The organism is Streptomyces sp. NPDC060028 (assembly GCF_042736725.1).
In the GTDB taxonomy this organism is placed as follows: Bacteria; Actinomycetota; Actinomycetes; order Streptomycetales; family Streptomycetaceae; genus Streptomyces.
On sequence record NZ_JBHWVJ010000016.1, the window covers coordinates 1 to 21,896 of the forward strand.

Annotated in this window: 18 protein-coding genes and 2 pseudogenes; 5 read left to right on the forward strand and 15 right to left on the reverse strand. The window is 69.1% G+C overall.

The genetic code is table 11. The features are described from left to right. Positions 1 to 408: 408 nt before the first annotated feature. Positions 409 to 846: a hypothetical protein gene (locus ACFWBF_RS11020; protein WP_385598567.1), complete on the forward strand. Its 438-nt coding sequence runs from the start codon at positions 409 to 411 to the stop codon at positions 844 to 846. Between the two features lie 285 nt (positions 847 to 1,131). Here the strand turns inward: ACFWBF_RS11020 and ACFWBF_RS11025 are convergent, their stop codons facing one another. From ACFWBF_RS11025 to ACFWBF_RS11065, 9 genes are all read right to left on the reverse strand, one after another. Next, a complete protein-coding gene (locus tag ACFWBF_RS11025) occupies positions 1,132 to 2,253 on the reverse strand; it encodes an IS630 family transposase (protein WP_385598570.1) in 1,122 nt (373 codons plus the stop codon). Positions 2,254 to 2,332: 79 nt separating this feature from the next. Next, positions 2,333 to 2,875 (reverse strand): DUF6882 domain-containing protein, encoded by a 543-nt coding sequence (locus tag ACFWBF_RS11030; RefSeq protein ID WP_385598573.1) that lies wholly within the window; start codon positions 2,873 to 2,875, stop codon positions 2,333 to 2,335. Positions 2,876 to 3,090: 215 nt separating this feature from the next. Beyond that, positions 3,091 to 3,450, reverse strand: a complete 360-nt coding sequence (locus tag ACFWBF_RS11035) for a hypothetical protein (protein ID WP_385598576.1) — start codon at positions 3,448 to 3,450, stop codon at positions 3,091 to 3,093. Between the two features lie 226 nt (positions 3,451 to 3,676). Then, positions 3,677 to 3,892, reverse strand: a complete 216-nt coding sequence (locus ACFWBF_RS11040) for a hypothetical protein (RefSeq protein WP_385598579.1) — start codon at positions 3,890 to 3,892, stop codon at positions 3,677 to 3,679. A gap of 52 nt (positions 3,893 to 3,944) precedes the next feature. Beyond that, complete coding sequence (locus ACFWBF_RS11045; protein ID WP_385598582.1) at positions 3,945 to 4,748, reverse strand: hypothetical protein; 804 nt, start codon at positions 4,746 to 4,748, stop codon at positions 3,945 to 3,947. A 34-nt stretch (positions 4,749 to 4,782) separates the two neighbouring features. Then, positions 4,783 to 5,841: an amidohydrolase family protein gene (locus tag ACFWBF_RS11050; protein WP_385598585.1), complete on the reverse strand. Its 1,059-nt coding sequence runs from the start codon at positions 5,839 to 5,841 to the stop codon at positions 4,783 to 4,785. Then, on the reverse strand, positions 5,787 to 6,548 hold the full coding sequence (locus tag ACFWBF_RS11055; protein WP_385598588.1) for a hypothetical protein: 762 nt from the start codon (positions 6,546 to 6,548) through the stop codon (positions 5,787 to 5,789). The genes ACFWBF_RS11050 and ACFWBF_RS11055 overlap by 55 nt, the downstream gene beginning before the upstream one ends. 531 nt (positions 6,549 to 7,079) lie before the next feature. Beyond that, entirely contained in the window at positions 7,080 to 8,072 is a 993-nt protein-coding gene (locus ACFWBF_RS11060) for a DUF4344 domain-containing metallopeptidase (protein WP_385598591.1), read from the reverse strand. Positions 8,073 to 8,272: 200 nt separating this feature from the next. Further along, positions 8,273 to 8,521 carry a YaaC family protein gene (locus ACFWBF_RS11065; RefSeq protein WP_385598594.1) on the reverse strand — a complete coding sequence of 83 codons (249 nt, stop codon included), beginning with the start codon at positions 8,519 to 8,521 and terminating at the stop codon, positions 8,273 to 8,275. A 382-nt stretch (positions 8,522 to 8,903) separates the two neighbouring features. Here ACFWBF_RS11065 and ACFWBF_RS11070 point away from each other — a divergent pair, with 382 nt between their 5' ends. Then, positions 8,904 to 9,749, forward strand: coding sequence for an ISAs1 family transposase (locus ACFWBF_RS11070; protein WP_385598597.1), 846 nt, complete (start codon positions 8,904 to 8,906; stop codon positions 9,747 to 9,749). 420 nt (positions 9,750 to 10,169) lie between these two features. Continuing rightward, positions 10,170 to 10,397 (forward strand): hypothetical protein, encoded by a 228-nt coding sequence (locus ACFWBF_RS11075; RefSeq protein ID WP_385598600.1) that lies wholly within the window; start codon positions 10,170 to 10,172, stop codon positions 10,395 to 10,397. Positions 10,398 to 10,680: 283 nt separating this feature from the next. On the opposite strand, the pseudogene ACFWBF_RS11080 reads toward ACFWBF_RS11075, so the two are convergent. From ACFWBF_RS11080 to ACFWBF_RS11095, 4 genes and pseudogenes are all read right to left on the reverse strand, one after another. Further along, positions 10,681 to 10,944 (reverse strand): annotated as a pseudogene (locus tag ACFWBF_RS11080) (HNH endonuclease); the annotation flags it as partial. Between the two features lie 122 nt (positions 10,945 to 11,066). After that, positions 11,067 to 11,711, reverse strand: a complete 645-nt coding sequence (locus ACFWBF_RS11085; RefSeq protein WP_385598603.1) for a GAP family protein — start codon at positions 11,709 to 11,711, stop codon at positions 11,067 to 11,069. 238 nt (positions 11,712 to 11,949) lie between these two features. Further along, positions 11,950 to 13,578: an MFS transporter gene (locus ACFWBF_RS11090; RefSeq protein ID WP_385598606.1), complete on the reverse strand. Its 1,629-nt coding sequence runs from the start codon at positions 13,576 to 13,578 to the stop codon at positions 11,950 to 11,952. Between the two features lie 802 nt (positions 13,579 to 14,380). Next, complete coding sequence (locus tag ACFWBF_RS11095) at positions 14,381 to 15,415, reverse strand: LacI family DNA-binding transcriptional regulator (RefSeq protein ID WP_385598609.1); 1,035 nt, start codon at positions 15,413 to 15,415, stop codon at positions 14,381 to 14,383. 522 nt (positions 15,416 to 15,937) lie between these two features. Here ACFWBF_RS11095 and ACFWBF_RS11100 point away from each other — a divergent pair. Together ACFWBF_RS11100 and ACFWBF_RS11105 are read left to right on the forward strand one after the other, a co-directional pair. Next, positions 15,938 to 17,728: a glycoside hydrolase family 35 protein gene (locus ACFWBF_RS11100; RefSeq protein ID WP_385598841.1), complete on the forward strand. Its 1,791-nt coding sequence runs from the start codon at positions 15,938 to 15,940 to the stop codon at positions 17,726 to 17,728. 112 nt (positions 17,729 to 17,840) lie between these two features. Further along, positions 17,841 to 20,330, forward strand: coding sequence for an RICIN domain-containing protein (locus tag ACFWBF_RS11105; protein WP_385598611.1), 2,490 nt, complete (start codon positions 17,841 to 17,843; stop codon positions 20,328 to 20,330). A gap of 54 nt (positions 20,331 to 20,384) precedes the next feature. Here ACFWBF_RS11105 and ACFWBF_RS11110 read toward each other — a convergent pair. Together ACFWBF_RS11110 and ACFWBF_RS11115 are read right to left on the reverse strand one after the other, a co-directional pair. Beyond that, positions 20,385 to 20,561 (reverse strand): annotated as a pseudogene (locus tag ACFWBF_RS11110) (transposase); the annotation flags it as partial. Between the two features lie 118 nt (positions 20,562 to 20,679). Beyond that, positions 20,680 to 21,549, reverse strand: coding sequence for a hypothetical protein (locus ACFWBF_RS11115; RefSeq protein ID WP_385598614.1), 870 nt, complete (start codon positions 21,547 to 21,549; stop codon positions 20,680 to 20,682). Positions 21,550 to 21,896: the final 347 nt, after the last annotated feature.

Below are 21,896 nucleotides of genomic sequence, written 5' to 3' on the forward strand. Positions count from 1 at the left end.
GCTCACCCTCGCCGCGTGATCAACGAAGCGTGTCCACCACCACGGGGGAAGGCCCCAGGGCACTCAGGAGGTGGGTGGCGCGGGTGGGGTCGGTCCGGAGTTTGGTGAGGTTCCGCCAGTTCTTGAGGTGCGCGAAACCACCTTCGACCGGGGCGATCAATGAACCCGGGATGCTCTCTCTTTGGTCATCAGTACGCACCCAGGGGGAGCAGTGAATCATCGCTCAGGCCGTCTACTCGGTATGACTGTCGCCGCGTTAATCGGCTAGTCGGCTGCGGCAGCGGTAAGCCCTTCGACGGCCCTGCGCCCGAGTCCCGATCGTCTGCCGTACCTGAGTACGTTGCCGCCTACCGTGACGGATACACCGCGGGCAAGGCCGTTTACGACTCCTTGGGGAAGGGGGCGGCCGTGCGCGAGACCGTATGGGGCGGCTGTACGCGCCGGGCCCTGCAGGCCGGCAGCGCCGCCGAGATGGATCGTGGCTCCTGGGTGCGAGGCTGCCTCAACGGCGTCGCCAACGCCCCTGAGCAGTTGCCCACCGGCTCCGTGACCACGCGGACCACGGATGCAGAAATGCTGGAGCGGTTCCGAGCCTGGGCTCGCACCAAGGGTGAGGCGGAGCAAGTCGACCACGTCCGCATGCTGGCCATAGTCCAACTGACCGAACAGGACTATGACGTTGAGTTGAGTACGGACTACTCGGCAGGGTCCGGAAACCCTGGATCTGAATCGCTTGCCCTGAGTTTCGTCGAGTGGTTGGACGGCGATCATGGCCGGGAAGGTACCGCCAGGAACATTCTGGTCCTTGGCGCAGTTGGAGAGAGGCTGACCGCACAGCGCATCTGAGGAGCGTCAACGGACCCGTAGCGCTGGCTCTCCGAAAGTGCCGAAGAGCCGGTCCTGCGCGCTGTACCCGGGTTCAAAAAGATTGACGCACCGGGGGTCCGGTCGCTCTGCGTAGCGGAGGGGCGGGAAGAGGAGCCAGACTCGTACTGATGAGCAGCTGGCCGGGCTTGCCGTGCGGCGAGCCGTCGGTGTCCGGGGGGCTGCTGGCATGCCGGCGGCGCTGTCAGCCTCCCGAGGCGCGTGTCAGCTAGTGCTGTGGCCGGGAAGGTTCACCGGGTTGAGCGGTCAGGCCGCGATGGGTAGTGGTCGTCCGCCCCAGCGGATGCCTTTCTCGCTGCGGATACGGGCGCGTTCGCGTCGTTGTGCTGCGAGGACGTCGGGGTGGCGGGCGTTCTTGTTGCGCCAGCGCAGGTATGCGTGCAGGGCTCGGGTCTGGACGGTGTGGTTGGGATGGTTCGAGTTGGCCAGGGTGAACTGCCGTAGCGGTCCGAAGTGGGCCTCGATCGGGTTGGCCCAGGACGCGTAGGTCGGGGTGAAGCACAGCTCGACCTTGTTCCGGGCTGCCCACCTGCGGATTCTCCAGTTCAGGTGGGCGGAGAGGTTGTCGAGGATCACGTAGATCGGGGCGCCGTCCGGTCGGGCCGCCCGGATCGTTCTCAAGGCGGCCCAGGTGTGGTCGATGCTCTTGCGGCGCCGGTTGATCCCCCACATCTGATCGTCGCCGATGGAGTAGCAGCCGTGGAAGTAGGTGATGCCGTGGGTGCGCCGGTAGGTGGCCGGCAGACGGTTCGGCCTTGTCTTCTCGGCCCAGCAGGAGCCGGCGGTGGGGCGGATTCCCAAGGGGCCGAACTCGTCGAACGCGAAGGTGCGGTCCGGCCGCTCGTTGATCGCGTAGTCGATCCGGGCGAGCTTGGCGTCGAAGTCGGGGTCCGGGGACTCCTTCCAGGTTTTCGTGCGCTGGAAGGAGACCCCGCGGCGGGCGAGTAAGCACCGCAGTGCCTCCCGGCCGATGAGGACGGGGCGGGCACGGTTGCGCCGCAGGTGATCGGCGAGCTTGCGGATCGACCAGCGAGTGAAGGGCTTGCCCAACACGGTCGGGCGGGTGGTGGCCGTCTGGACGACGAAGTCCTCGTCGTCACGATCGAGAAGGCGGGGACGGCCTCCCGCCCATCGAGGGTTCAGGCATGCGAGCCAGATCTCGTTGAACTTGTGAATCACATCGCGGACGGTGTCCTCGTCCGCCTGGACCAGGCGGGCCATGACCGGGACCGTGCTTCCACCAGCCGAGGCCAGTAACATCATCGCCCGCCGAAACCGCACCGAACTCGTACTACCCCGCCGGACGATGTGCTGGAGTTTCTGGCCCTCCTGCTCGGTCAGCCCGCGAGCCCGGACCGGTTGCGCCATCCCGCCTCCCCACGCTGGTTGGAGAAGTCATTTCCAACCAGCACAACGAGCAACCCGGTGAACCTTCCCGGTCACAGCACTAGTCGATGTTGATGTTGAAGGTGGACGTGCTGCCATCCGCAGCGGTCAGGGTGACCGGCCCGAACGTGATGATCGCGACGGAGTTGCCTCCCGGGCCCTGATAGAAGCCGGTTGCCCTGGTGATCCGGACGGCCAGAGCCGCGAGGGTTGCCGCGGCCTGCTCGTCGGCGTCGACCTTCGGTTGGGCCAGAGCGTGATGGCCATGTGCTTCTGCCCAGTCCCGAACTGTTAGGGCGTCGCGACTCATCTCCGAGAGGATGCTCTCGTTCGCCCAGGCCCACAGCCACGAGCCCGACGAAGGGCTGAAGCTGGCCAGGATCTGCGCGGGCGCCGTCGCGGTCTTCTCGGGGAAGGTCCACGTGATGAGGCCCGTCCTCTGATCCAGGCCCCAGCGGTCCGCAGAGCCCAGCCCCCAGGACACGTGCGCCCGAGCCAGCTGGTCGATGATGTCTTCGCCCTGCAGCAGCAGCGTGCTCAGGTCCGCCGGATCCACTCCCTGAGCAGGGCTCTCCGACTTCCTGGCCCGCTTGAACAATCCCATGCGGCGAAGTCTGCCAGAGGCCGCTGATCAGCCGACGACCCCCTCATGCCCAGGCCCCCCGCCAGCCGACCAGGTGGGGAATTACGTGAACTTACCCCTGGGGAATTACGCGATCGTCCACAACGTGGTCGTGGAGTGCGACACGCTGACCGGCAGCACCTCGTGGCGCTGGTCGGCCCCGCCTGATGGTGGGCCGACGCAGCAATACCGGCCCCTCAGAACCAGCGGCTCTCTGACAGCCTCGCTGCCGCCAAGCACGCGACGGCCGAGGCGGCGGCGGTGCGCAGCGAATCGGCGAGGCGGTTGGGTTTGACCGTGCCCAGGTTCAGGAGTTCGCTCAGGTCCCCGCCCAGGCGCCCTGCGTCCAGCTCCTCCCTGGCTCCGAGGGTGAGCAGCGCGTCCACGGCCCGTAGCCGGTCCTCGGGGTGGTGGGCGCCGAGGCTGGTGGCTACGACGAGGTGCAGGGCTGGACCGGCCGGCCCGCCGACGGCGGCAAGCCCCGGGAGCGCGGCGAGGCCGCCGCGCGCTTCGTGGATGGCACAGGCTGTGACCTCGGGGAACCGCCATGCGGCCACTGGCGGCCGGCACCAGCTGGTCGTCAGCCCCTTCACGGATGGCTACGTGACCGTGCCGCCGACCGAACACTTTGCCAATAGGACGGCCCCCTCGGCTCCACAATGGTCATTTTGCCGTGCGATCTGAGCATTTTTTCCCATGATCGGTCATATGTGACGGTCGTCCAAGGCTCGGCCCTCTGGCCTACCAACTGTTCTCCCGGTCCCGCCGTGATCGGTCACGGGCTCAAAGGGTCTCGGTGTCTGACGCCGACTTTTCCTGCTTCTCCTCGCTCAGGGCATGGAGTTCGCGCATCCGACGGTGAACGGCCTCACGCAGGCTTTCCCCGCGAGGCCCTGTCGGCGCGGGAGCATCAGGGGAGGCCGCACCGGCTGCGAGCTGGTCGATTACCTCATGCAGCTGATCAGCGCGGTCCTTGCCGCCCTTCTCTTCTTCGGCCATGGTGCGCCTCCTTTCGTGGGGTGAGCTGAGACAGATGCTGCTCCCCATTGTCCTACTCGCTGTCCTCCCAGGTTCCCTCGATGACCGGCTCGGCCTGCAACTGCTCGATGCGACTGCGCCACCCGTTGGCCCGGGATGACGTGGATTCTTTGACTGCGGCGGTGAGGGTGCGGGCGGCGGCGAAGCGCTCGGACTGCGGGCCGCTGTTGGCGATGCGCGAGATAGTGCCTGTGCGAGAGTCGATGGCCGCGCGCAGGCTGCCGACACGAGCGGTCAGCTGGCCCAGGTCGATGAACTCGGGCTCATCGGTGCCGAACCAGACCTGTTGCCACCAGTGGTCGCTGACCGGGTCGTGCCAGCTGATGTAGCCGCCTGGAAGGATCTTGCGTGGGCCGTCCAGCTTGCCGGTGAAGCTGTAGCGCACGCCAGGGGAGGCGACTGGGTCGTAGAAGTGGGGAGTGAAGAAGTCCGACATCAGCAGCCCGTTGATGGTGTAGCCGTACTCCGGGGCCTCGGACGGGTCGGCGACCTCGACGAGGAACTCCACCACTCCCTGGTCGGGCTTGGGGGACTGGCCGGCGACCAGGCGGTTGCCTCCGGGGTCACCGAGCATCTCAAGCATTTCGTGGCTGGCGGTCAGCGACCAGCTGTCGCTGTACTCGATCAGGGAGAAGGGCTGTCCGTTTTTGTCGAGGTGGACGCCGGCGGCTCCTGCCTGCTGAATGTCGTCCATGACGATCAGGGGCCAGTAGCCGACCGGGACGTCGTTGAGGTTGTCGAAGGCGTCGATGGTGGCCGGAATCTTCCAGATGGGGGAGAAATCCCGCAAGGCCTGTTTCTGCAGGGCGGCGGCCACCCGGTTGAGCTGGGACGGGGTGATCTGGCGAGTCTCAGAGACGAGAGCGAGCTGAGTAGGGAGCATGCCAAGTTCCTGTTCTGTCGTTGCGGGTGCTCGAAACGGTTGCACCGGATGGCAAGGTCGGGTCAGTAGCTGGGCGCGGAGTCGGGCAGGTCGCCTTCCTGGGCCAGCGCGGCCAGGAAGGCGGTTCGGCGCTGGCTGTCAGGCTGCCGAGCACGAGGGGAGCGAGGGTGCCGACTGCCGCTGTGAGCGGCTCCAGGTCGGGGCCGGTGGGATGGGCTCGCCCGGCAGTCAGCAGAGGCAATCGTGGGCGCTGCTCGGCGCCGGTCGGGGCGAGTTCGTCCAGGGCCAACTGCCAGCGCACGCTGCCCGCGGCAGCTCCGGTCAGGGACTGTCTGGCACGGGCTGCGAGAGCCGGCAGATCAGCCAGTGCAGTGGCCAGCCGATCGGTCGCTTCGGCCAGGGACAGCCCGGCCACGATCGGGTCGGCCACGGCATCGTGCAGGTTGACGACCCGCTCGTCTGCTCCGATCGAAGACAGCTCTCCCAGAGTTGCGTCGGACGAGATGGCCTGGACGAGGTGGCGGATGCCGTAGCGGGCAATGCCGTCGATGACGACCAACCGGATGTCGGTGTCTACAGCCTCGACGAGACCCGTGTAGGGGTCGCTGGCCGTGCCGGCGGTGACCAGTAGGTCGGCGCGCAGCCCCGGCTGGAGCGAGCCCGGGGCTTGGTCCCAGCGCAGAATCCGCGCGGCATCCCGGGCAACCATGGCCACCAACTCACGGTTGCTGAGGTCCACTTCGCTGGCATTGGCAGCCAGCCGGGCGGCTTTGAGCTCACTCAGCAGCCCCTTGCTACCCGAGACCGACCAGTGCGAGCCCAACCCGATGAGCTCGCCGACTCGGCCGGCGGCGGCAATGTCGGCGGTCTGCCCGTACAGCAGCAGGTTAGACAACGGTGACCACACCATCGAGCCGCCGTGGTCGGCCAGGACCTTGAAGTCCTGGCCCTTGAGCCCAGTGCAGTGAATGCCTACCAGGTTTTCCGTAATCGCCCACCGGCCACGCCCGATCTTGAGGGCGAGCAAATGATCCCGAGCTGCTTTGTCCGTACCCTCCGCCAGGTGGAGGAGTAGCCGGTGCGGCTGCTTGAGACGGGCCAGGAACTTCTCAGTGTTCTTGGCCTCCCGTCGGCGATCCTGGAGGCGGCCTCTGGCAGCTCGGGGTCGTCGGTCTCCTCCACGTTGCGGACGATCCCCCGGTGCATCCGGTGCATCCGGCGCGCCCCGGCGTTGCTGAACAGCGCAATCCCCTGCGTGGTCGTGGTGCCGTTGGGCAAAGCCTTGGCCTCGGCATACCGCACCACGGCCGGCATCAGCTGCGGATCTTGCCCGAGCATGCGAATCGGTCCGGTGACCAGGGCGCGGTAGGCGGGATTTCGAATGCCGCCCCACTGCGAGCGGTTGCCATATTTCTCCGGCACGGCCCACAACGGAAGGACGTCGTACGGCAGGTGATTGTGGAGTTCAATCAGCCCCGGATACACCGTGCCCTCGGTGGCAATCGGCATGACATCCTCGAAGCCGGGCGGGGCCAGCTCAGCGGCACGGAGCACCGCGGCATTGCGGCCGCCATCGACGTACAGCACACCGTCGTCGATCACTCGGTTGGCTGCGTCAAGGGTGACCAGGCGGCACCGCTGCGCGAAGGACTCCGTCCTCGGCTTGTCGATTGCAGGCGGCATCAGCGTCCCCTCGCCCAGCCTTACAGAGGCCCGTTGACCGGTGAACGCCACCTAACAGGCTTAATGACGTAAAGTCATCTCCCGACTACCGTGAGTCATTGGTGATCGCTCGCCTGGAGTAGGGACCCGCATGCATTTTCGACCCCGGCTACGCCCACACCCCATACGCCACTCTGGTCAGCGAATACCCCGGCCCAGAGACCTACCCGGCCAAACACTTCCGCACCGAATGGGGTCCGATCTTCCACCGCGGCCGGCTCGACGGCACGGCCCGGGTTCTCGTTCTTGACCAGGATCCCGCCGCCCACGAAAGCATCGCTCGCCGAACCTTGGCCGGTACCGCCGGCCGCCGGTTTCAGGGGTTCCTCAACAAGCTCGGCATCGACATCAGCTACGTGTTGGTCAACACCTACGTGTACAGCGTCTACGGCCAACATGGCGGCACCGCCAACGCTCATGACCCTCACATCGCCCGTTGCTGGTGGAGCGTTGCACACCGCCTCGGCGCCGATCCCGCGATAGTCCCCGGAACCCTGCTGCGCGACTACGCGGACGAGATCGACGGGGTACGCGTCATTTACCTCATTGACCGCTGCGGATCTCGTCGATGCGCTTCGCCAGAGCCTGTGTCTCCGCGACCAGCCGCCCGTGCGCCTTCTTCTGCTCCTCGGCACCCTGGGCCCTGAACGCCCCGCTGAAGTGGGGTTGGAGCTGGGTCCACCAGCCGTAGTCCAGCATTGCCCACGCCTGTGGGCAGAGGGGGGCGCGGGTCTTCGGGAGATAGCCGCTGTCGACCAGGGACTGCTGGTACTTCTTCGGGTCGCTGCCCTCCAGGTAGCACAGGAAGTTGAAGGCCCGCTGCTGGGTAACGGGGTGGTCGCTCGACATGCCCTCCAGGGTCGGCGTGCCTTCCTTGCGTGCGATCTCGTCGAAGAGGATCGCGGCGGCCAGCGACGGGCCCGGCCCGACCTCGTTGACGGTATAGAAGGACGCGAAGCCGTCCGCCGCGTCCTCTTCGAGACCGAGGTTGGCCAGGAGGAGCTGGCGCTGCAGGGCATGGCCCATCTCGTGGCCGAAGATGAATTCGGTCGACAGCACGGTCAGGCCGTCGGTGTTGTACTCGGACGCGGGGAACGGGGCGGGCCGTTCGACGGTCTTCACGACGTCGGCGAGGGCCTTCTCGATCTCGGTCAGGAACGGTGGCGGGACGAAGATCGTCCTGCCGTCGGGCTGGGTGACGGCGTCGGTGACGCCGGGCGGCACGGCGGCGGTGACCTTCACGACCATGTCGTGCGGGAGGGTGAGTGATCTGTTCACCCAGTCGGCCGTACGCTCCAGCACGCGGGAGTTCCGGATCAGTGCCACGGCCTCCCGGTCCTCCGGTTTGACCGTTTGGGCCTCGTAGACGACGGTGACCCTGCCGGAGCGCGCCGCCTGGGGGCGGGGCCCTGCTCCAGGCCCCTGCGCGGCGTCGCGGGCCTCGCCGCTGCACCCGGTCGAGACGACCCCGGCGAGGAGCAGCACACCTGACAGGACGATGCGCGCCCTCTTCGAGCGACCGGCGGTGTTCGGCATCCTTGATCGGCTCCCGTCGCGTGTCCCCGCACTGATCCTCCGGCCGTCCGGAGGCGGGTGCCCGTCGAGCCGCCCGTACGGGGGACCGTTCGCTGTGTGGGCGACCTTCGGGAGGCCGCCTGGTTCGACCCGTTCGACAACCGCAGCATCAGGGATCCCCGACGAGGACGACCAGGTACGCGCCGTCGCAGTGAGCGACATCATTCCTGGATGGTGTCAGCAATCAGCCCAGGCAGATGTTCCATGGCCCGTTCGAGGATCTTCTCGATGGGCACCGCGTGTCGGCTGCCGTCCACGTTGATGTGGTTCGCCCACTGGGCGGGCTGGTATCGGGCGAGCATCGACAGCGCGTACAGCACTGCCCACCACGCCATCAGCGGGTGGAGTTCACGCGGCAGGTCCGCGACGGCGGGGAAGAAGTAGCGATGCCCGGCGTACTTCCGGGTCATGGCGGATAGGCGTCCAGGCGCTCCTCTCGGGTGCCTGTCTCCGCTGGCATCTTCCAGTGCATGGCCAGCCAGCCGGCGTCCGGGTGGTGCCGCTCGTAGTCCGGCAGGGCTGATTCATAGTCCTGGCGGCTTCGAGAACCAGCAGGTCACAGGGATGTGTCGAACCTTCACTACGAAAGTTCCGCACGCAACGAAGCTCCGATGATCAAGGGGACCTCCAAGTCGCCCGACCACCGGAGCCCCGATGTGCCGCCCGTCTGCCACCGTCTGTCTGGTCAAGCCGCCCTCGCGTGAACACCGTGAACTTCCCGGCGCGGCGGCCCGGCTGGCTGTGCTGCCCGATCCCCGTGACCGGCGGGGACGGCGTCATACCCTCGCCTCGGTGTTGTTGACTGCCGCCTGCGCCGTCCTGGCCGGTGCCCGTTCCTACCTGGCCATCGGGCAGTGGGCCCGCCACGCACGCCAGGACACCCTCTACCGCCTGGGATTTCACGCACGAGGGCCCCTCGGGGTACGCCGTCCGGCCTCGCCCTCGACCGTGCGCCGGGTGCTGGTTCTGGTGTGTCCTGGCGGGCTCGCCGACCTTCTCGGCCACGACCCGGCCGGGACGGAGTCGGTCGCGGTCGACGGCAAGACCGCCCGCGGCTCACGAACCGAAACCGCCCCGGCCGCCCACCTCCTGTCCGCTGTCACGGCCGCCGGCCGGACCGTCAGCCAGCTCCGGGTACCGGATAAAACCAACGAGATCACCGCGTTCACCGCCCTGCTGGCCCCCTTCGACCTGACCGGCGCCGTGGTGACCGCCGACGCCCTCCACACCCAACGCGAGCACGCGAAATGGCTGGTGGAGAGGAAGAACGCCCACTACCTGATGGTCGTCAAGGGCAACCAGCCGAAACTGCACGCGGCGCTCAAAGCCCTGCCGTGGAAGGAGGTTACCGCCCGCCGCTACGACCGCGAGGCCGGGCATGGCCGGCGCGAGACCCGCTCGGTGCGCACACTCACGGTCACCGGCCTCGGCCTGGACTTCCCGTACCTGGTCCAGGCCGTGAAGATCCACCGGCACCGCACCGATCTGAAGACCGGCAAGGTCACCCGGCAGACCGTCCACGCCATCACCGACATGACGTCGTCTGAGGCATCACCCCAGCTCATCGGCCGCATCGACTCCGAGAGGTCTCCTACGCGCCGTTCACCCGGCGACTCGACCTACTCGCACTGCCCCTGACCTGCACCGGGACATGATCAACCAGACTATGAATCAGCCCTGCCCCGGGTCCCGGTCCGGGGTGCTCACATGCGTTCCGTCCGCATCGTCGTATCGAAGCGGCCCTCCGATGAGGCAGATTCGGTCGATTCCCCGCAGCTGTCCCTTGGGTGCGAGATCGTCTATCCAGGGGCGGGGATCCCGCCCACGGTGCGGTGTGGAGGTGCTGGTGGAGAAGGACGAGATCTGGACGTCCGAGGAGTACGGGAAGTGGCACGAGGGCCGGGTCGGGACGCTCCTGGAAGACGGAAGCAGTCCCAAGCCGGTGTACTTCGACTCGAACTCCGGCGGCTTCGGTTGGGAGGTCCGCCACTGGTCCGTCTACGACGGCGGTGCCTACCCGCAGCGCCCCCAGACGCATGCCCTGCAGGGGGAGTGCTCGTGCGGCTGGCGGGCCAGCCCCGCATCCTGGACCGGACGACGGCCGGTAATCTGCCCTTCCGTGAGTACGGCTGGGAGACAGCCGGGGAGTGCCAGGACGATTGGGACCGGCACGTCACAGCTGTCAGAGCCACCACCGTCCCCCTGCCCGCCGAACTGGAGACCCTTCTCCGGGACGTCGCCGAGGCGGTCGAGCACTCGGCCAGGACGCACCGACCGCCGCCCTGAAAGCTGCCCGCTCCCTGGAACTCATCGCCGGACGCACCGCGCACGGTCCTGCCCACGACGCTCGTGGGCAGGACCCGGAGAAGGTGGCCGCGGCCTTGGGGCTGAACGTCGACGACTCCCGGACCCTCCTGGCCCGCTACGGCGGCTGGAGCCACTACGGCTGACCACCGCGCCCGCGGCGGGCGGTCAGCCGTAGGCGAGCACGGCCCGCCCCGGGCGGGCTGTGCTCGCCTACGGCGAAGCGCTGGAAGGCCCGAGCACCTCAGTCTTGGTCGAAGAAGGGTTACAGGGCGGGCTCGTAGACGACGGCGGTGGTGGGGCAGTCCTCGGCGAGCCCGAGGAGCGCCTGGCGCTCGTTCTCGTCGACGGCCAGATCCCAGCGCAGCTTCGTGCCGACCCACGTCGCGGCGTACGTGCAGTGGTAGGAGCCGTCCGACGGCATCCACTGCGCCGGATCCTTGTCGCTTTTGCTCCTGTTGGAGGCGGCGGAGGCGGCGATCAGGGTGCCGGGGGACGCCTGGTCGTTCGCGTACGCCTCACGGCGGGCCGCATCCCACGCGTAGCCGCCAGCCGGCGGGGAGCGTCACTCCAGTTGTGCCGTATTCCCGCTGACGGCCCTGTGGGGCGGGGGCGCCGGGTGCCGTGGCTCGTCACTCGGGGCCGTCCGTGTCAGGCGACCAGCTCGTACATGCTCCGGGCCGTCAGCCACAGGCCGGCGAGCAGGGAGAGCGTGACGATCAGCTGCTCCTGGTGCTGCTCCAGCCAGCTCCGCAGGGCGTTCAGCCGGGCGTCCGCGGCCGCGGGCGCCCAGAGCGCGTACATCTCCATGACGATCAGGCTGAGCGTGGCCAGCAGGCAGTAGCCTGTCAGTGCGAGCCAGTCGGTGGGGGTGGAGAGGTTCGCGTCGATGGCGGTCGCGGCGCCGGCGCCGACCAGTGCCCAGGGTTGCAACAGCCATGCCAGGCCGGCTGCGGTGGCCGGGGAGGCGTTGTCGATCCGGGCGGTCCAGCGCGGTGAGCCGTGCGGGCGGGGCGGTCGGCGGTGCCGGTGGGCGCCGTACAGCACCAGAGCCACGCCGATGGCGAGTTTCGCAGCGATCGCGGCGGTCGAGGGCGCGCTGTGACGGGCCGGGGGCTGTCCGCCGGTCAGCAGCACCACGCAGGCGATGACCGCGATCAGGTTGGCCAGCCACGACAACAGGAACGCCAGGCCCTGGCGGACGCCGCGCCGTGAGGAGAGAAGCAGGATGAAGGCGCTGTTGTGCAAAGGCCCCAAGGTGACGGCCGTACCGATCACCACCAGGTCAAGGACCATAGGATCAGCCGCTCCTGGGTGTCAGGACCGTCAGCCACGTGTGGATGGGCGGGACCGGTCAACAGAGTCGGGCGGCGCTGCGGTGCTGCATCCCGACTCTGCAGGTGGCGGCCCGGCTGGTCAAGCAGGCCACGCCCGCATCCTCGCCCGCGTCAATCCGGTCCTCAGACCTGCTTTCGACGGCCATGGGGCAAGGCCGCGCACGACACGGTCGGCGACCGGCTGACCGGCTGACCTCTCAGGCTCCCGGTCCGCTCGGCCTCTCGGTGGCGGCGGAGGCGGAGGCGGAGTCCTCGGTGTAGTAGCGCCGTAGGAGTTCCCGCTCGGCGTCCCGGTGCGGGAACATGAAGAAGATCAGCAGCGCACTCAGGGCGATCGCGGCCAGGCCGACCGTGTACGCCCAGTCGTCGCCGTGGAGGAACGACTGGCGTGCTGCCGCGATGATCTGGTCGGCGTACCGGGGGTGCTGCTGGGCGACCTGCCCGGCGGAGGCGAACGACTTCGTCAGCTCGCTCTGGACCTGGTCCGACACGTCCTTGCTCTCGGGGGAAGCGGCGATCGCCGCGCTGAAGGCCGAGGCATAGCCGGCGGTGAGGAGCACACCCATGATGGACTGCATGATGGCCCCGCCGAGGTCCCGTTGCAGGTCGGCGGTGCCTGAGGCCATGCCAGCCCGTCGCACGGGCACCGATCCGGTCAGCGAGTGGGATGCGGGCGTCCCGGCGAAGCCGGCGCCGATACCGATGAGCACGTAGGCGAAGCCGATCTGCCAGTAGCTGCTGTCCTCGCCCCAGAACAGCAGCATCCAGGCGAAGGCAAGGAAGAGGAATGCGTAACCGATCAGCAGGGTCGTGCGGGCGCCGCGTGTCTCGACCAGCTTCGCGGACCGTGGCGCCACGAGCACCATCATCACGACGAGGGGGAGGATGGCGGCGCCGGCTTCGACGGGGTTGTACTCGAGCACGTTCTGCAGGTACTGCTGACTGATGAATGCCGACCCCATCATGGAGCCGAACACGATGATTCCCGCGCAGGCGGCGACCCAGAATGTGCGCCGGCCGGCGATGTGGAGGTCGTACAACGGGTTGGGAGCCCGGCGCTGACGCCAGAAGAACGCCGCTCCGGCAGCCAGGGCGATCACCACGAGGCTGACGACCAGTGCCCCCTGGTCGGGGACGACGGCGAAATTGATCGCCAGCACCAGTCCCGCGACCAAGAGGACGGACAGGATGCCGCCGAGGTTGTCCACCGGTTCGGCCGACTCGTTGGCGTGCGCGGGGACGAACAGCAGGGCCATGGCCAGCGCGACCACGGCGAGGGGCAGGGTGACCAGGAACACCGACCCCCAGTAGAAGCGTTCGAGCAGCGCGCCCGAGATCACCGGACCGAGCATGGAGATACCGCCGCCCAGAGCTGACCACAGCGCGATCGACTTCGTCCGCCCCGGCCCCGTCCACAGGGCGGTGATCAGCGCCAGGGTGGTCGGGTAGGCCATGCCGGCCGAGAGCCCGCCGAGGACCCGGGCCACCACGAGGACGGTGTCGTTCGGCGCGTACGCGGCGAGCAGGCAGGCGGGGATGGACAGAGCGATGCCGAGGAGCAGCAGCAGCTTGCGCCCGTGACGGTCGCCGACCGCACCCAGATAGAGCACCGATGCGGCCAGGCCGAGGGAGTACCCCACGGCGATCAGGTTCAGCGCAGTCTGGGAGGAGTCGAAGGCCTTCCCGATCGCGGGCAGCGCCACGTTGGCCACCGACAGGTTCAAGTTGGCCACCGCGGCAACGATGATCAGGGACGCCAGAACGAGCGACGCCCGCGCCGGGGCCTCACGCGGAACGTCGATGCGAGGCGCGCCGCTTTTCGACATGGAACCTCCGGGGCGAAGTTGGGCTTCGCGAGAGTCTTGCCTGATCCGCCGTGCCGCACATCGCCCCATTGGGATGACACGCCCACCGTCGCTGACGCGGTCCGCCCGCCCCGCCGGTGCCCGCCGCGGTTTTCGGACCGCAGCGGGTTGTTGACCGGTATCGCGGCCGGTTCCTGTGTCAGCGGTCGAGCAGGCCAGAACGCGCCAACAGCGCCCATCGGCCGAGGACCGGAACGAGGGGACACCGGACGCCCGGTGACGGCCGGCGCATATCCCCTCAGCTCCCGGCCTCGGCCGTGACGCGGCGGGCCAGCTCAAAGCCCTCGTGCTGCGGCCCGCCCGGTGCGGCGGACCGCGACGACACCTCTCGGGTCCCTGCCCACGGCTTGGCCACCTCGTGGGTCCGCGGCGTTCCGCCCGGCGACGTCTTCGACGCCGATACGGCCCACCGCATCGGTCTGCTCCACCGGACCGCCCCGCTCGACCAGCTGGACGAGGTGATCGATTCCTGGACCAGGCCCCCGTCTGACGCTCGCCCGAAGCATTCGTCCTGACCAAACGGATGCCGGCCGGCTACGCGCGGGCGGACAGGACGGCGGACGTCTCCTGCTCGACTCCCATCTCCTGGCAGCCGCCCTCCACCAGCACCCAAGGGGTTGAGCTCCCGGGCTGATGCGACGTCCGGCCCGCCACGGGCTGCCGGGGCACGGGACGGCCGGGTGCCCGGCGCGTGTGGCGGCCACAGTCGGCGCAGCGACGTACCCGATCGATCACGGTCGGGTCGGGCACCTCGTGCCAGGGCTCAACGACCGGGTGCGGTCCTCGTGCTGGAGCGGACGACGAGCCGTGGTTCGACCGAGCGCGGCTCGGGGACGGCGCCGGGGGCGTCGATCTGGCGGAGCAGGTGGGTCACCGCGAGGGCTCCCATGTGCTGGAACGGCTGGGCGATGGTTGTGAGGGAGGGCGAGCAGTACTCGGCGAGCTCGATGTCGTCGAATCCGACGACCGAGATGTCGTCCGGTACGCGCCGGCCCACCTCGTGTAGGGCCCTGATCACCCCGAAGGCCATCTCGTCGCTCGCGACGAAGATGGCGGTGGCGTCCGGGATCCGCGCGAGCACCAGGCCGTTGCGGTAGCCGGAGGCGGGTGACCAGTCCCCTTCCAGTGGTGGCGGAACGGCACGGCCCGCGCTTTCGAGGGCGGATCGCCACCCGTCGCGGCGGTGGGCCGATTCCAGCCACTCCGCGGGGCCGGCGATGTGCCAGACCGTCTCGTGTCCGAGGTCCAGCAGGTGCTGGGTGGCGATGCGGGCGGCCTGGACCTGGTCGAGGGCGAGGACCTCGGTCGCGTCGGTGCGCGAGCCGTCGATGGTGACGGTAGGAGTGGTGCGGGTCAGCTGCTCGATCCTGCTGCTGGTGTGGATGAGGGGCACCGAGAGGATGATCCCTTCGACGTCCTGGTCGGCGAGTCGGGAGAGTGCGTTCTCGATGGCGGAGGTGTCCAGCGAGGCGGTGGTGGCGGCGCTGACGGCGTAGCCGGCCTCGTGGGCGGCCTTCTCGATGCCGGACGTGACAGCGGCCCTGGAGTAGAAGCTCGTCTGGAGGGTGACGACGCCGATGGTCCGGCTCCGGCCCGACGAGAGCATCCGGGCGGCGTTGTTGCGGCGGTAGCCGAGCTGGTCGACCGCCGCCAGGACCTTGGCGCGCGTCTTCTCCTGCACGTTGGGGTGCCCGGCGAGCGCGCGCGAGACGGTCTGGGCGGACACGCCGGCGACCCGGGCGACGTCCAGCATGCCCGGGGGGCGCGCTCCGCCGTTGGTGTCACCGCTCTTCGCCATGGGGTCCTTTTCTCCTGTCCGACCTGGTCAATGATATCGCTCACATGACGGCCCACGTGCCCTTTCCCCTGGCCGGATGCCGCCTCCTGCCCACTATTGGCATCGATAACATTCTCTGCCATAGTTTCGGCAATCAGCACGCCGGACGGACGACTCCGCCGGTGTACGCCGCCGGACACGTGGCTCCCGTGCAGGACGACTCCGTTGCCTGCCGCGGCACTCAGGAGGAGCTGTGAAGCGTAGATTCATCCACCTCGCGGGAGCGGCGGGGGCTCCCGGCCTCGTCCCTGCGGCCCGCGGGTGCGCGGGTCCGGGCTCGCGTGCGGGCTCGACCTCCGGATCGGCCCGAGAAAAGGCATCGATAACATTCCGGGGAGGGCCGCCGGGCCACGAGGACTCACTGGGCCTCGCGCCGCGGCGCCTGCGGCGCGCGGGCACGACCGCCGGAGCCGTCAAGTGACCCCTCCCGCCCTCACTGCCGAGTCCGTCCGCACCGCCCGCCGCGCCCCCGTCGCCGACGCGCTGGTCACGCAGCCCGTACTGAGCTGGGCCGACGACGGCACCTTCCTGCGCCACAGGCGGCCCCACCGGATCCTGTCCGGCTCCCTGCACTACTTCCGCGTCCACCCGGAGCAGTGGGCCGACCGCCTCCAGCGCGTCGCCGCGCTCGGCCTGAACACCGTGGACACCTACGTGCCGTGGAACTTCCACGAGCGCAGACGCGGTGACATCCGCTTCGACGGCTGGCGTGACCTGCCCCGGTTCCTGCGGCTAGCGGAGGAAGCCGGCCTGGACGTCATCGTCCGCCCCGGCCCGTACATCTGCGCCGAATGGGACAACGGCGGCCTGCCCGCCTGGCTGACCGGACGCCCCGGCATGCGGCCCAGGAGCAGCCACCGCGAGTTCCTCGACGAGGTCGGACTCTGGTTCGACGTACTGATCCCGCTCGTCGCCGCCCACCAGGCGGCGCAGGACGGCCCGGTCGTGGCCGTGCAGATCGAGAACGAGTACGGCAGCTACGGCGACGACCACACCTACATGCGCTGGCTGCGCGACGCCCTGGTGGCACGCGGCGTCCGCGAGCTGCTGTTCACGGCGGACGGGCCCACACCACTGATGCTCGACGGCGGCACCCTTCCCGGCGAACTGGCGGCAGCCACGTTCGGCTCACGCCCCGACCAGGCCGCCGGGCTGCTGCGCTCACGGCGCGCCGGCGAGCCCTTCCTCTGCGCCGAGTTCTGGAACGGCTGGTTCGACCACTGGGGCGAGCCCCACCACGTCCGTTCCCCGTCGAGCGCCGCCGACGACGTCGACGGCGTCCTGGCCCTAGGCGGGTCGCTGAGCCTGTACATGGCGCACGGCGGCACCAACTTCGGGCTGTGGGCCGGCGCGAACCACGACGGCACGGCCCTCCAGCCGACCATCACCAGCTACGACTCCGACGCCCCCGTGGCCGAGCACGGCGCGCTCACCCCCAAGTTCCACGCGCTGCGCGACAAGCTCGCCCCCCACAGCACCCGCCCCGTCCCCGAGCCGCCGGACGACCCGCTCCTGCTGGAGCCCGCCACCCTCTGCGTGCACCGCGGGTCCGCGCTGCTGGACGCGTTGAGGTCGGTGTCGACCCCCGTGCACGCCGCCAACCCGCTCAGTTTCGAGGAACTCGGACAAGCCTCCGGCCTCGTGCTCTACACCGCGCACCCGGTCGTACCGCCCGGCACCCACGAGGTGACGGTCACCGGCCTCCACGACCGCGCACAGGTCTTCGTCGACGGCACCCTCGTCACCGTCCTGGACCGGCCGACGGTGTCCTTCGGCGTCACCGGCACGGGCGCGGCGATCCGGCTCGAACTGCTGGTGGAGAACCAGGGGCGCATCAACTACGGCCCGCTGCTCGGACAGGGCAAGGGCATCCTGGGCGGGGTCCGCGTGGAGCGGCGGCTCGTCCACGGATGGTCCATGCACCCCCTTCCGCTCGACGAATGGACCGCCGAGGACCTCACGCGCGCCAGCACGGCCGCCGAGCCCTCTGACGGCCGCGGCATCGCCACCGCGCGCCTGCGGGTCGAGGAGCCCGCCGACACCTTCCTGCGCCTGCCCGGCTTCGGCAAGGGCTTCGTCTGGGTCAACGACACCCTGCTCGGCCGCTACTGGGACGTGGGCCCGCAGACGACCCTCTACGTTCCCCGTCCGCTGCTGCGCACAGGGGACAACGTCCTGACGGTCCTCGAACTCGACCACTTCGGCCACCGCGTCGACCTCGTGGCCGCGCCCGACCTCGGGCCCTGCGAGGAGTACGTCGAGACGTTCGACTGACGCGCCGGACTCAGGCCGTGTCACAGCGGTCCCGAGCACGAACCGACGTCCCGCAGGACGACGGACCATCAAAGGAGCCGGCCCCCACGGCTCCGCCGATCAAGGAGTACCCGTGATCGCTCCTCGAAGCAGACTGGCCGGCGCACTCGCCGCCGCCGCGCTGGTCCTCTCCGGCGGCACCACGCTGCTGATGCCCACGGCATCCGCGGCGCCGGCCGCCCCCGCCCCCGCCTACACCGTCACGGTCGGCGCCAAGGGCTCCTGGACGCACCCCGACGACACCCCCGCCGGCACGTACGTCGACAAGGACGGCACGTTCTACTTCCAGCAGGCCCACGCGCTCTACGGCGCCGACGACCCCCGCAAGTGGACGTTCTTCACGGGGACCAACCTGGACACCGCCACCCGGTCCGGTGCCATCAGCGACGCGGTCAACCCGGCCAACTCCAACGACCGCAACAATGACACCACTTGGCGCTGCGACAACAGCCCGACCGGTCTCGAATCGACACCCGCTCCGGCGGGCTCGGGCTACGCACACCGGAACTACTGCGACCTCGCCGGCGTCTGGGTCGACCCGGACACCGGCGACTGGTACGGACTCGTGCACAACGAGTTCACCCCGCAGCCGTTCGCCGACGGCTTGCACTACGACGGCATCGACTACGCCGTCTCCAAGGACCAGGGCCGCACGTGGACCATCAAGGACCACGTCATCACCTCGCCCTACAGCACCGAGCGCGGCGACAACGCCGCCTTCCCGCAGCAGACCTTCCACTACGGCACCGGTGACCAGCGGCTGTTCGTCGACACCGGATCCGGCTACTTCTACGCCTTCTACGGCTCCCGGATCGTGAACAAGGGCGGTGGCTGGGCCGCGTTCTACGGGCATGTGGCCCGCGCTCCGATCTCGGCGAAGCTGGCGCCGGGCTCCTGGCAGAAGTGGTACGACGGAGCCTGGTCCGAGCCCGGCCTCGGCGGCCGCGAGAGCAACATGGTTCCCGTCGGCTCCGGCAGCGCGACCGGATACACCCCGCCGTCCAAGGAGTACGCCCCGGCCAACAGCGGCTCGGTGAGCCAGCAGGTCGCCGCCGGCCTGATGCCCCCGACGTCCCCGCTGTTCGTCATGGACATCACCTACAACGCCCACCTCGGCCTGTACATCGGCCAGCCCCAGGCGGTCGACCAGAGCGGCAACGCTTCCCAGGAGATCTACGCCACCGCCGACCTGACCACCCAGAAGTGGTTCCGTCTCGGCGATACGGGCAGCTACAAGAACGCCTCCTGGTACCGCTGGTTCCTCGACAGCGGCAACAAGACCAGCTCGACGATCGTCGGCAAGAACTTCCGCTCGTACTGCTCCTTCGGTTGCTCGGGCGGAGCGAGCAGCGAGTACGTCAACCTCGCGATCGACACGACCGCGCCCGCCGCGCCGGTCGACACCTCCAAGGCCTACCGCATCAGCAGCGCCGGCGGCCGGGTCCTGGCCCAGGTCTCCGGCAGCCCGGCCACCACCTCGCGCGCCGCCGCCACCGGCTCCAGCCTCGAGTCGTGGACCTTCGCCTCGAACGGCGACGGCTCCTACCGCATCGCCAACTCCGGCACCGGTCAGCTCCTCGGAGTGGGCACCACCTCCATGGCCACCCGCGCCTGGGGCACCAAGCCCACCGCCACCGCGGCCGGAACCGGCGGGCCCACCGTCGGCCAGCAGTGGTTCGTCATCCGCGGCACCTCACCCGCCAACGGCACCCCGACCGGCACGTACAAGATCGTCAACCGGTACAGCGGCCTCGTCATCGGTCTCTCTGCGGACTCCGCCCGCCCGTCCGAGACCACGCCCGTCCGCAGCTGGACCAACACCACCGGCAACACGGTCGGCGGCACCCGCACGGCTGCCGAGCAGACCCTGACACTGGCCCCGATCGCCCCGGCACCCGAGACGGTGACGGTCGCCAACCCGGGCAACCAGACCGGCACCCTGAGCAAGGCCGTCTCCCTCCAGCTCGCGGCGACCGACTCCGCCGGCAAGCCCGTGACCTTCTCGGCGACGGGCCTGCCCGCCGGACTGAGCATCAGCTCCAGCGGCCTGATCACCGGCACCCCCACCGCCGCCGGCACCTCGGCCGTGACGGTCACCGCGGCCTCCTCCTCCGCCACCGGCACGGCCACGTTCACGTGGGCGGTCACGGCCTTCCTCGACGGAGTCCACACCCTCACCGCCGGGGGTAAGGCACTCGACAACCCCGGCCACAGCACCACCCCCGGCACCCAGCTCATCACCTGGGCTCCCAACGGCGGCGCCAACCAGCGCTGGGCCTTCACCCAACAGCCCGACGGCACGTACCAGTTGAAGAACAGCGAGTCCGGCCTGTGCGCCGACGTCGAGGGAGGCTCCACCAGCCGCGGCGCGAAGATCATCCAGTGGACCTGCGGCAACGGCGCCAACCAGCGCTGGACCATCACGCGCCAGGCCAACGGCACCCACACGGTCGCCTCCGCGGCGAGCGGACTGCTCCTCACCACCGCGTCCTCCACCGATGGCGCACCGATCACCCAGCAGCCTGACACCGGCGCCGCGCTCCAGAGGTGGACCGTCGGCTGAGTCCACGGCGGGCCTCTTCGGTACCGGCTCCGGATCGGGTTAACCAACGGACCGCGAGGCCGCAGTGTCCGGCCGCAGCCACGGAGTGACGTCGGCAGCCAGGACCAGACGGCCGTCCGCGGCTTGCGGCAATGGCAGCCCGGCCGGAGACCGCCGTAACCGGGACACCGCCAGACGGCCTCGGTTGAGAGCACCGTAGGGGGCCCCGTGACCACGGCGGTGTTCGGGAGTGCGGACCCGTCCGACTGGCCGGCCGGCGCAGCGCCTCGCCATCCCGTGGGGGTGGCGGGACGTTTGAGTGTGCGCTGGTTGTTTTGAGGGGTGTGGCCTTGGTCGGCGGGGCGGGGTGTCACATGAGGTTGAAGAGGCGGTGTCCTTGTCGGTAGTCGAAGAGCATGCCGACGATGACGAGGAGGGAGGTGCCGACGATGACGTTCACGACGGGGTCGGGGAGGTCGAGTTTGCTGGCGGTGACTGCGACGAGGACAAAGACGATGGTGGCGATGAGGAGGCGCAGCCAGTCCCAGGAGCGGGTGGGTTCGAGTCCGTTGGTGTGAGTGGGCGGGAGGAGGGCGCCGATGTGTTCGGCGGCGGCGTTGTCGGCGACGGTCATCAGGAGTTGGGCGAGGTCGGCGAGGGCCTGGTGGGGGTCAGCTTCGTCGAGCTGGGCTTCTTGTTGGCGGATCGCGGTGATGACGAGTGCCGCGTGGCGGCGGAGACGCTTCCTGCGGTGGGACAGGAGGGGGACGGAGCCGGAGCGGTGGGCTTGACGCCGTACGGCTCGTTCGACGCCGCGGCACGCGCGGCCGACTTTATGGAAGGCGTCGGCGCGCAGCCAGAAGTCGGTTTGATGGGCGTTCGCGCACAGGGCGACGGTTCGTGTGCAGGCCAGTGTGACGGACAGTCGGCTGCCGGGTGAGGCGGCGAGGCGGACCACGATGGTTGTGCCGAGCACGAGGAGCAGCGACAGGACGGGTATCTCCCAGTTGCCGCGGAGGGACGCGATTCCGTCTCGGAGCCCGAAGGCTAAGTAGAGCGTGGACAGGCCGACGCAGATGAACCTGATGAGCTCCATGGCGCCGAGGGCGGACGACATCCTGGCTATGCGGCTGTAGGCGAGACGAATCTGGGGGGTGAGGGTGCTTTGGCGCAGGTTCAGCCGGACCAGGGCGTCGGCTAGGTCGGCTGTCTCGCCGTCTTCGATGAAGCTTGGAGTCATGAGGGGGATGGGCACTCGGTCCTCCTTCGTGCTGCGGGCCGGGTGGTTGTGTCGCCGTGATGGGGAGAGCGTAGGGGCAGGGCGTGGGGGTTGTGACCGGTTCGGAAATCCGATCCGGCGGGGCTTCGACTCGGTCGTCGGAGTACCGCGGGGTGCTTTGGGCGGGATCGGCCGGGAGTACGAGAACGCCCCGTCATCCGTTGGGATGGCGAGGCGTCTGCGTCTGCGAGGCCGGTGCGGGCGGAAGGGGTCAGGATGCGAACCGCATGGCAGTCCAGCCGATCGTGCTGCGGGCTTCGTCGCCGCAGTCCCGGCGATGCTAAGAGCTCGTAACAGGATCTTGTTGA

Coding starts and splice junctions, on each gene's coding strand:
- ACFWBF_RS11025 (WP_385598570.1), bottom strand. CDS start 2,253: ATGGCGCAACCGGTCCGGGCTCGCGGGCTGACCGAGCAGGAGGGCCAG.
- ACFWBF_RS11030 (WP_385598573.1), bottom strand. CDS start 2,875: ATGGGATTGTTCAAGCGGGCCAGGAAGTCGGAGAGCCCTGCTCAGGGA.
- ACFWBF_RS11040 (WP_385598579.1), bottom strand. CDS start 3,892: ATGGCCGAAGAAGAGAAGGGCGGCAAGGACCGCGCTGATCAGCTGCAT.
- ACFWBF_RS11060 (WP_385598591.1), bottom strand. CDS start 8,072: ATGCCGAACACCGCCGGTCGCTCGAAGAGGGCGCGCATCGTCCTGTCA.
- ACFWBF_RS11065 (WP_385598594.1), bottom strand. CDS start 8,521: ATGACCCGGAAGTACGCCGGGCATCGCTACTTCTTCCCCGCCGTCGCG.
- ACFWBF_RS11085 (WP_385598603.1), bottom strand. CDS start 11,711: ATGGTCCTTGACCTGGTGGTGATCGGTACGGCCGTCACCTTGGGGCCT.
- ACFWBF_RS11090 (WP_385598606.1), bottom strand. CDS start 13,578: ATGTCGAAAAGCGGCGCGCCTCGCATCGACGTTCCGCGTGAGGCCCCG.
- ACFWBF_RS11095 (WP_385598609.1), bottom strand. CDS start 15,415: ATGGCGAAGAGCGGTGACACCAACGGCGGAGCGCGCCCCCCGGGCATG.
- ACFWBF_RS11115 (WP_385598614.1), bottom strand. CDS start 21,549: ATGACTCCAAGCTTCATCGAAGACGGCGAGACAGCCGACCTAGCCGAC.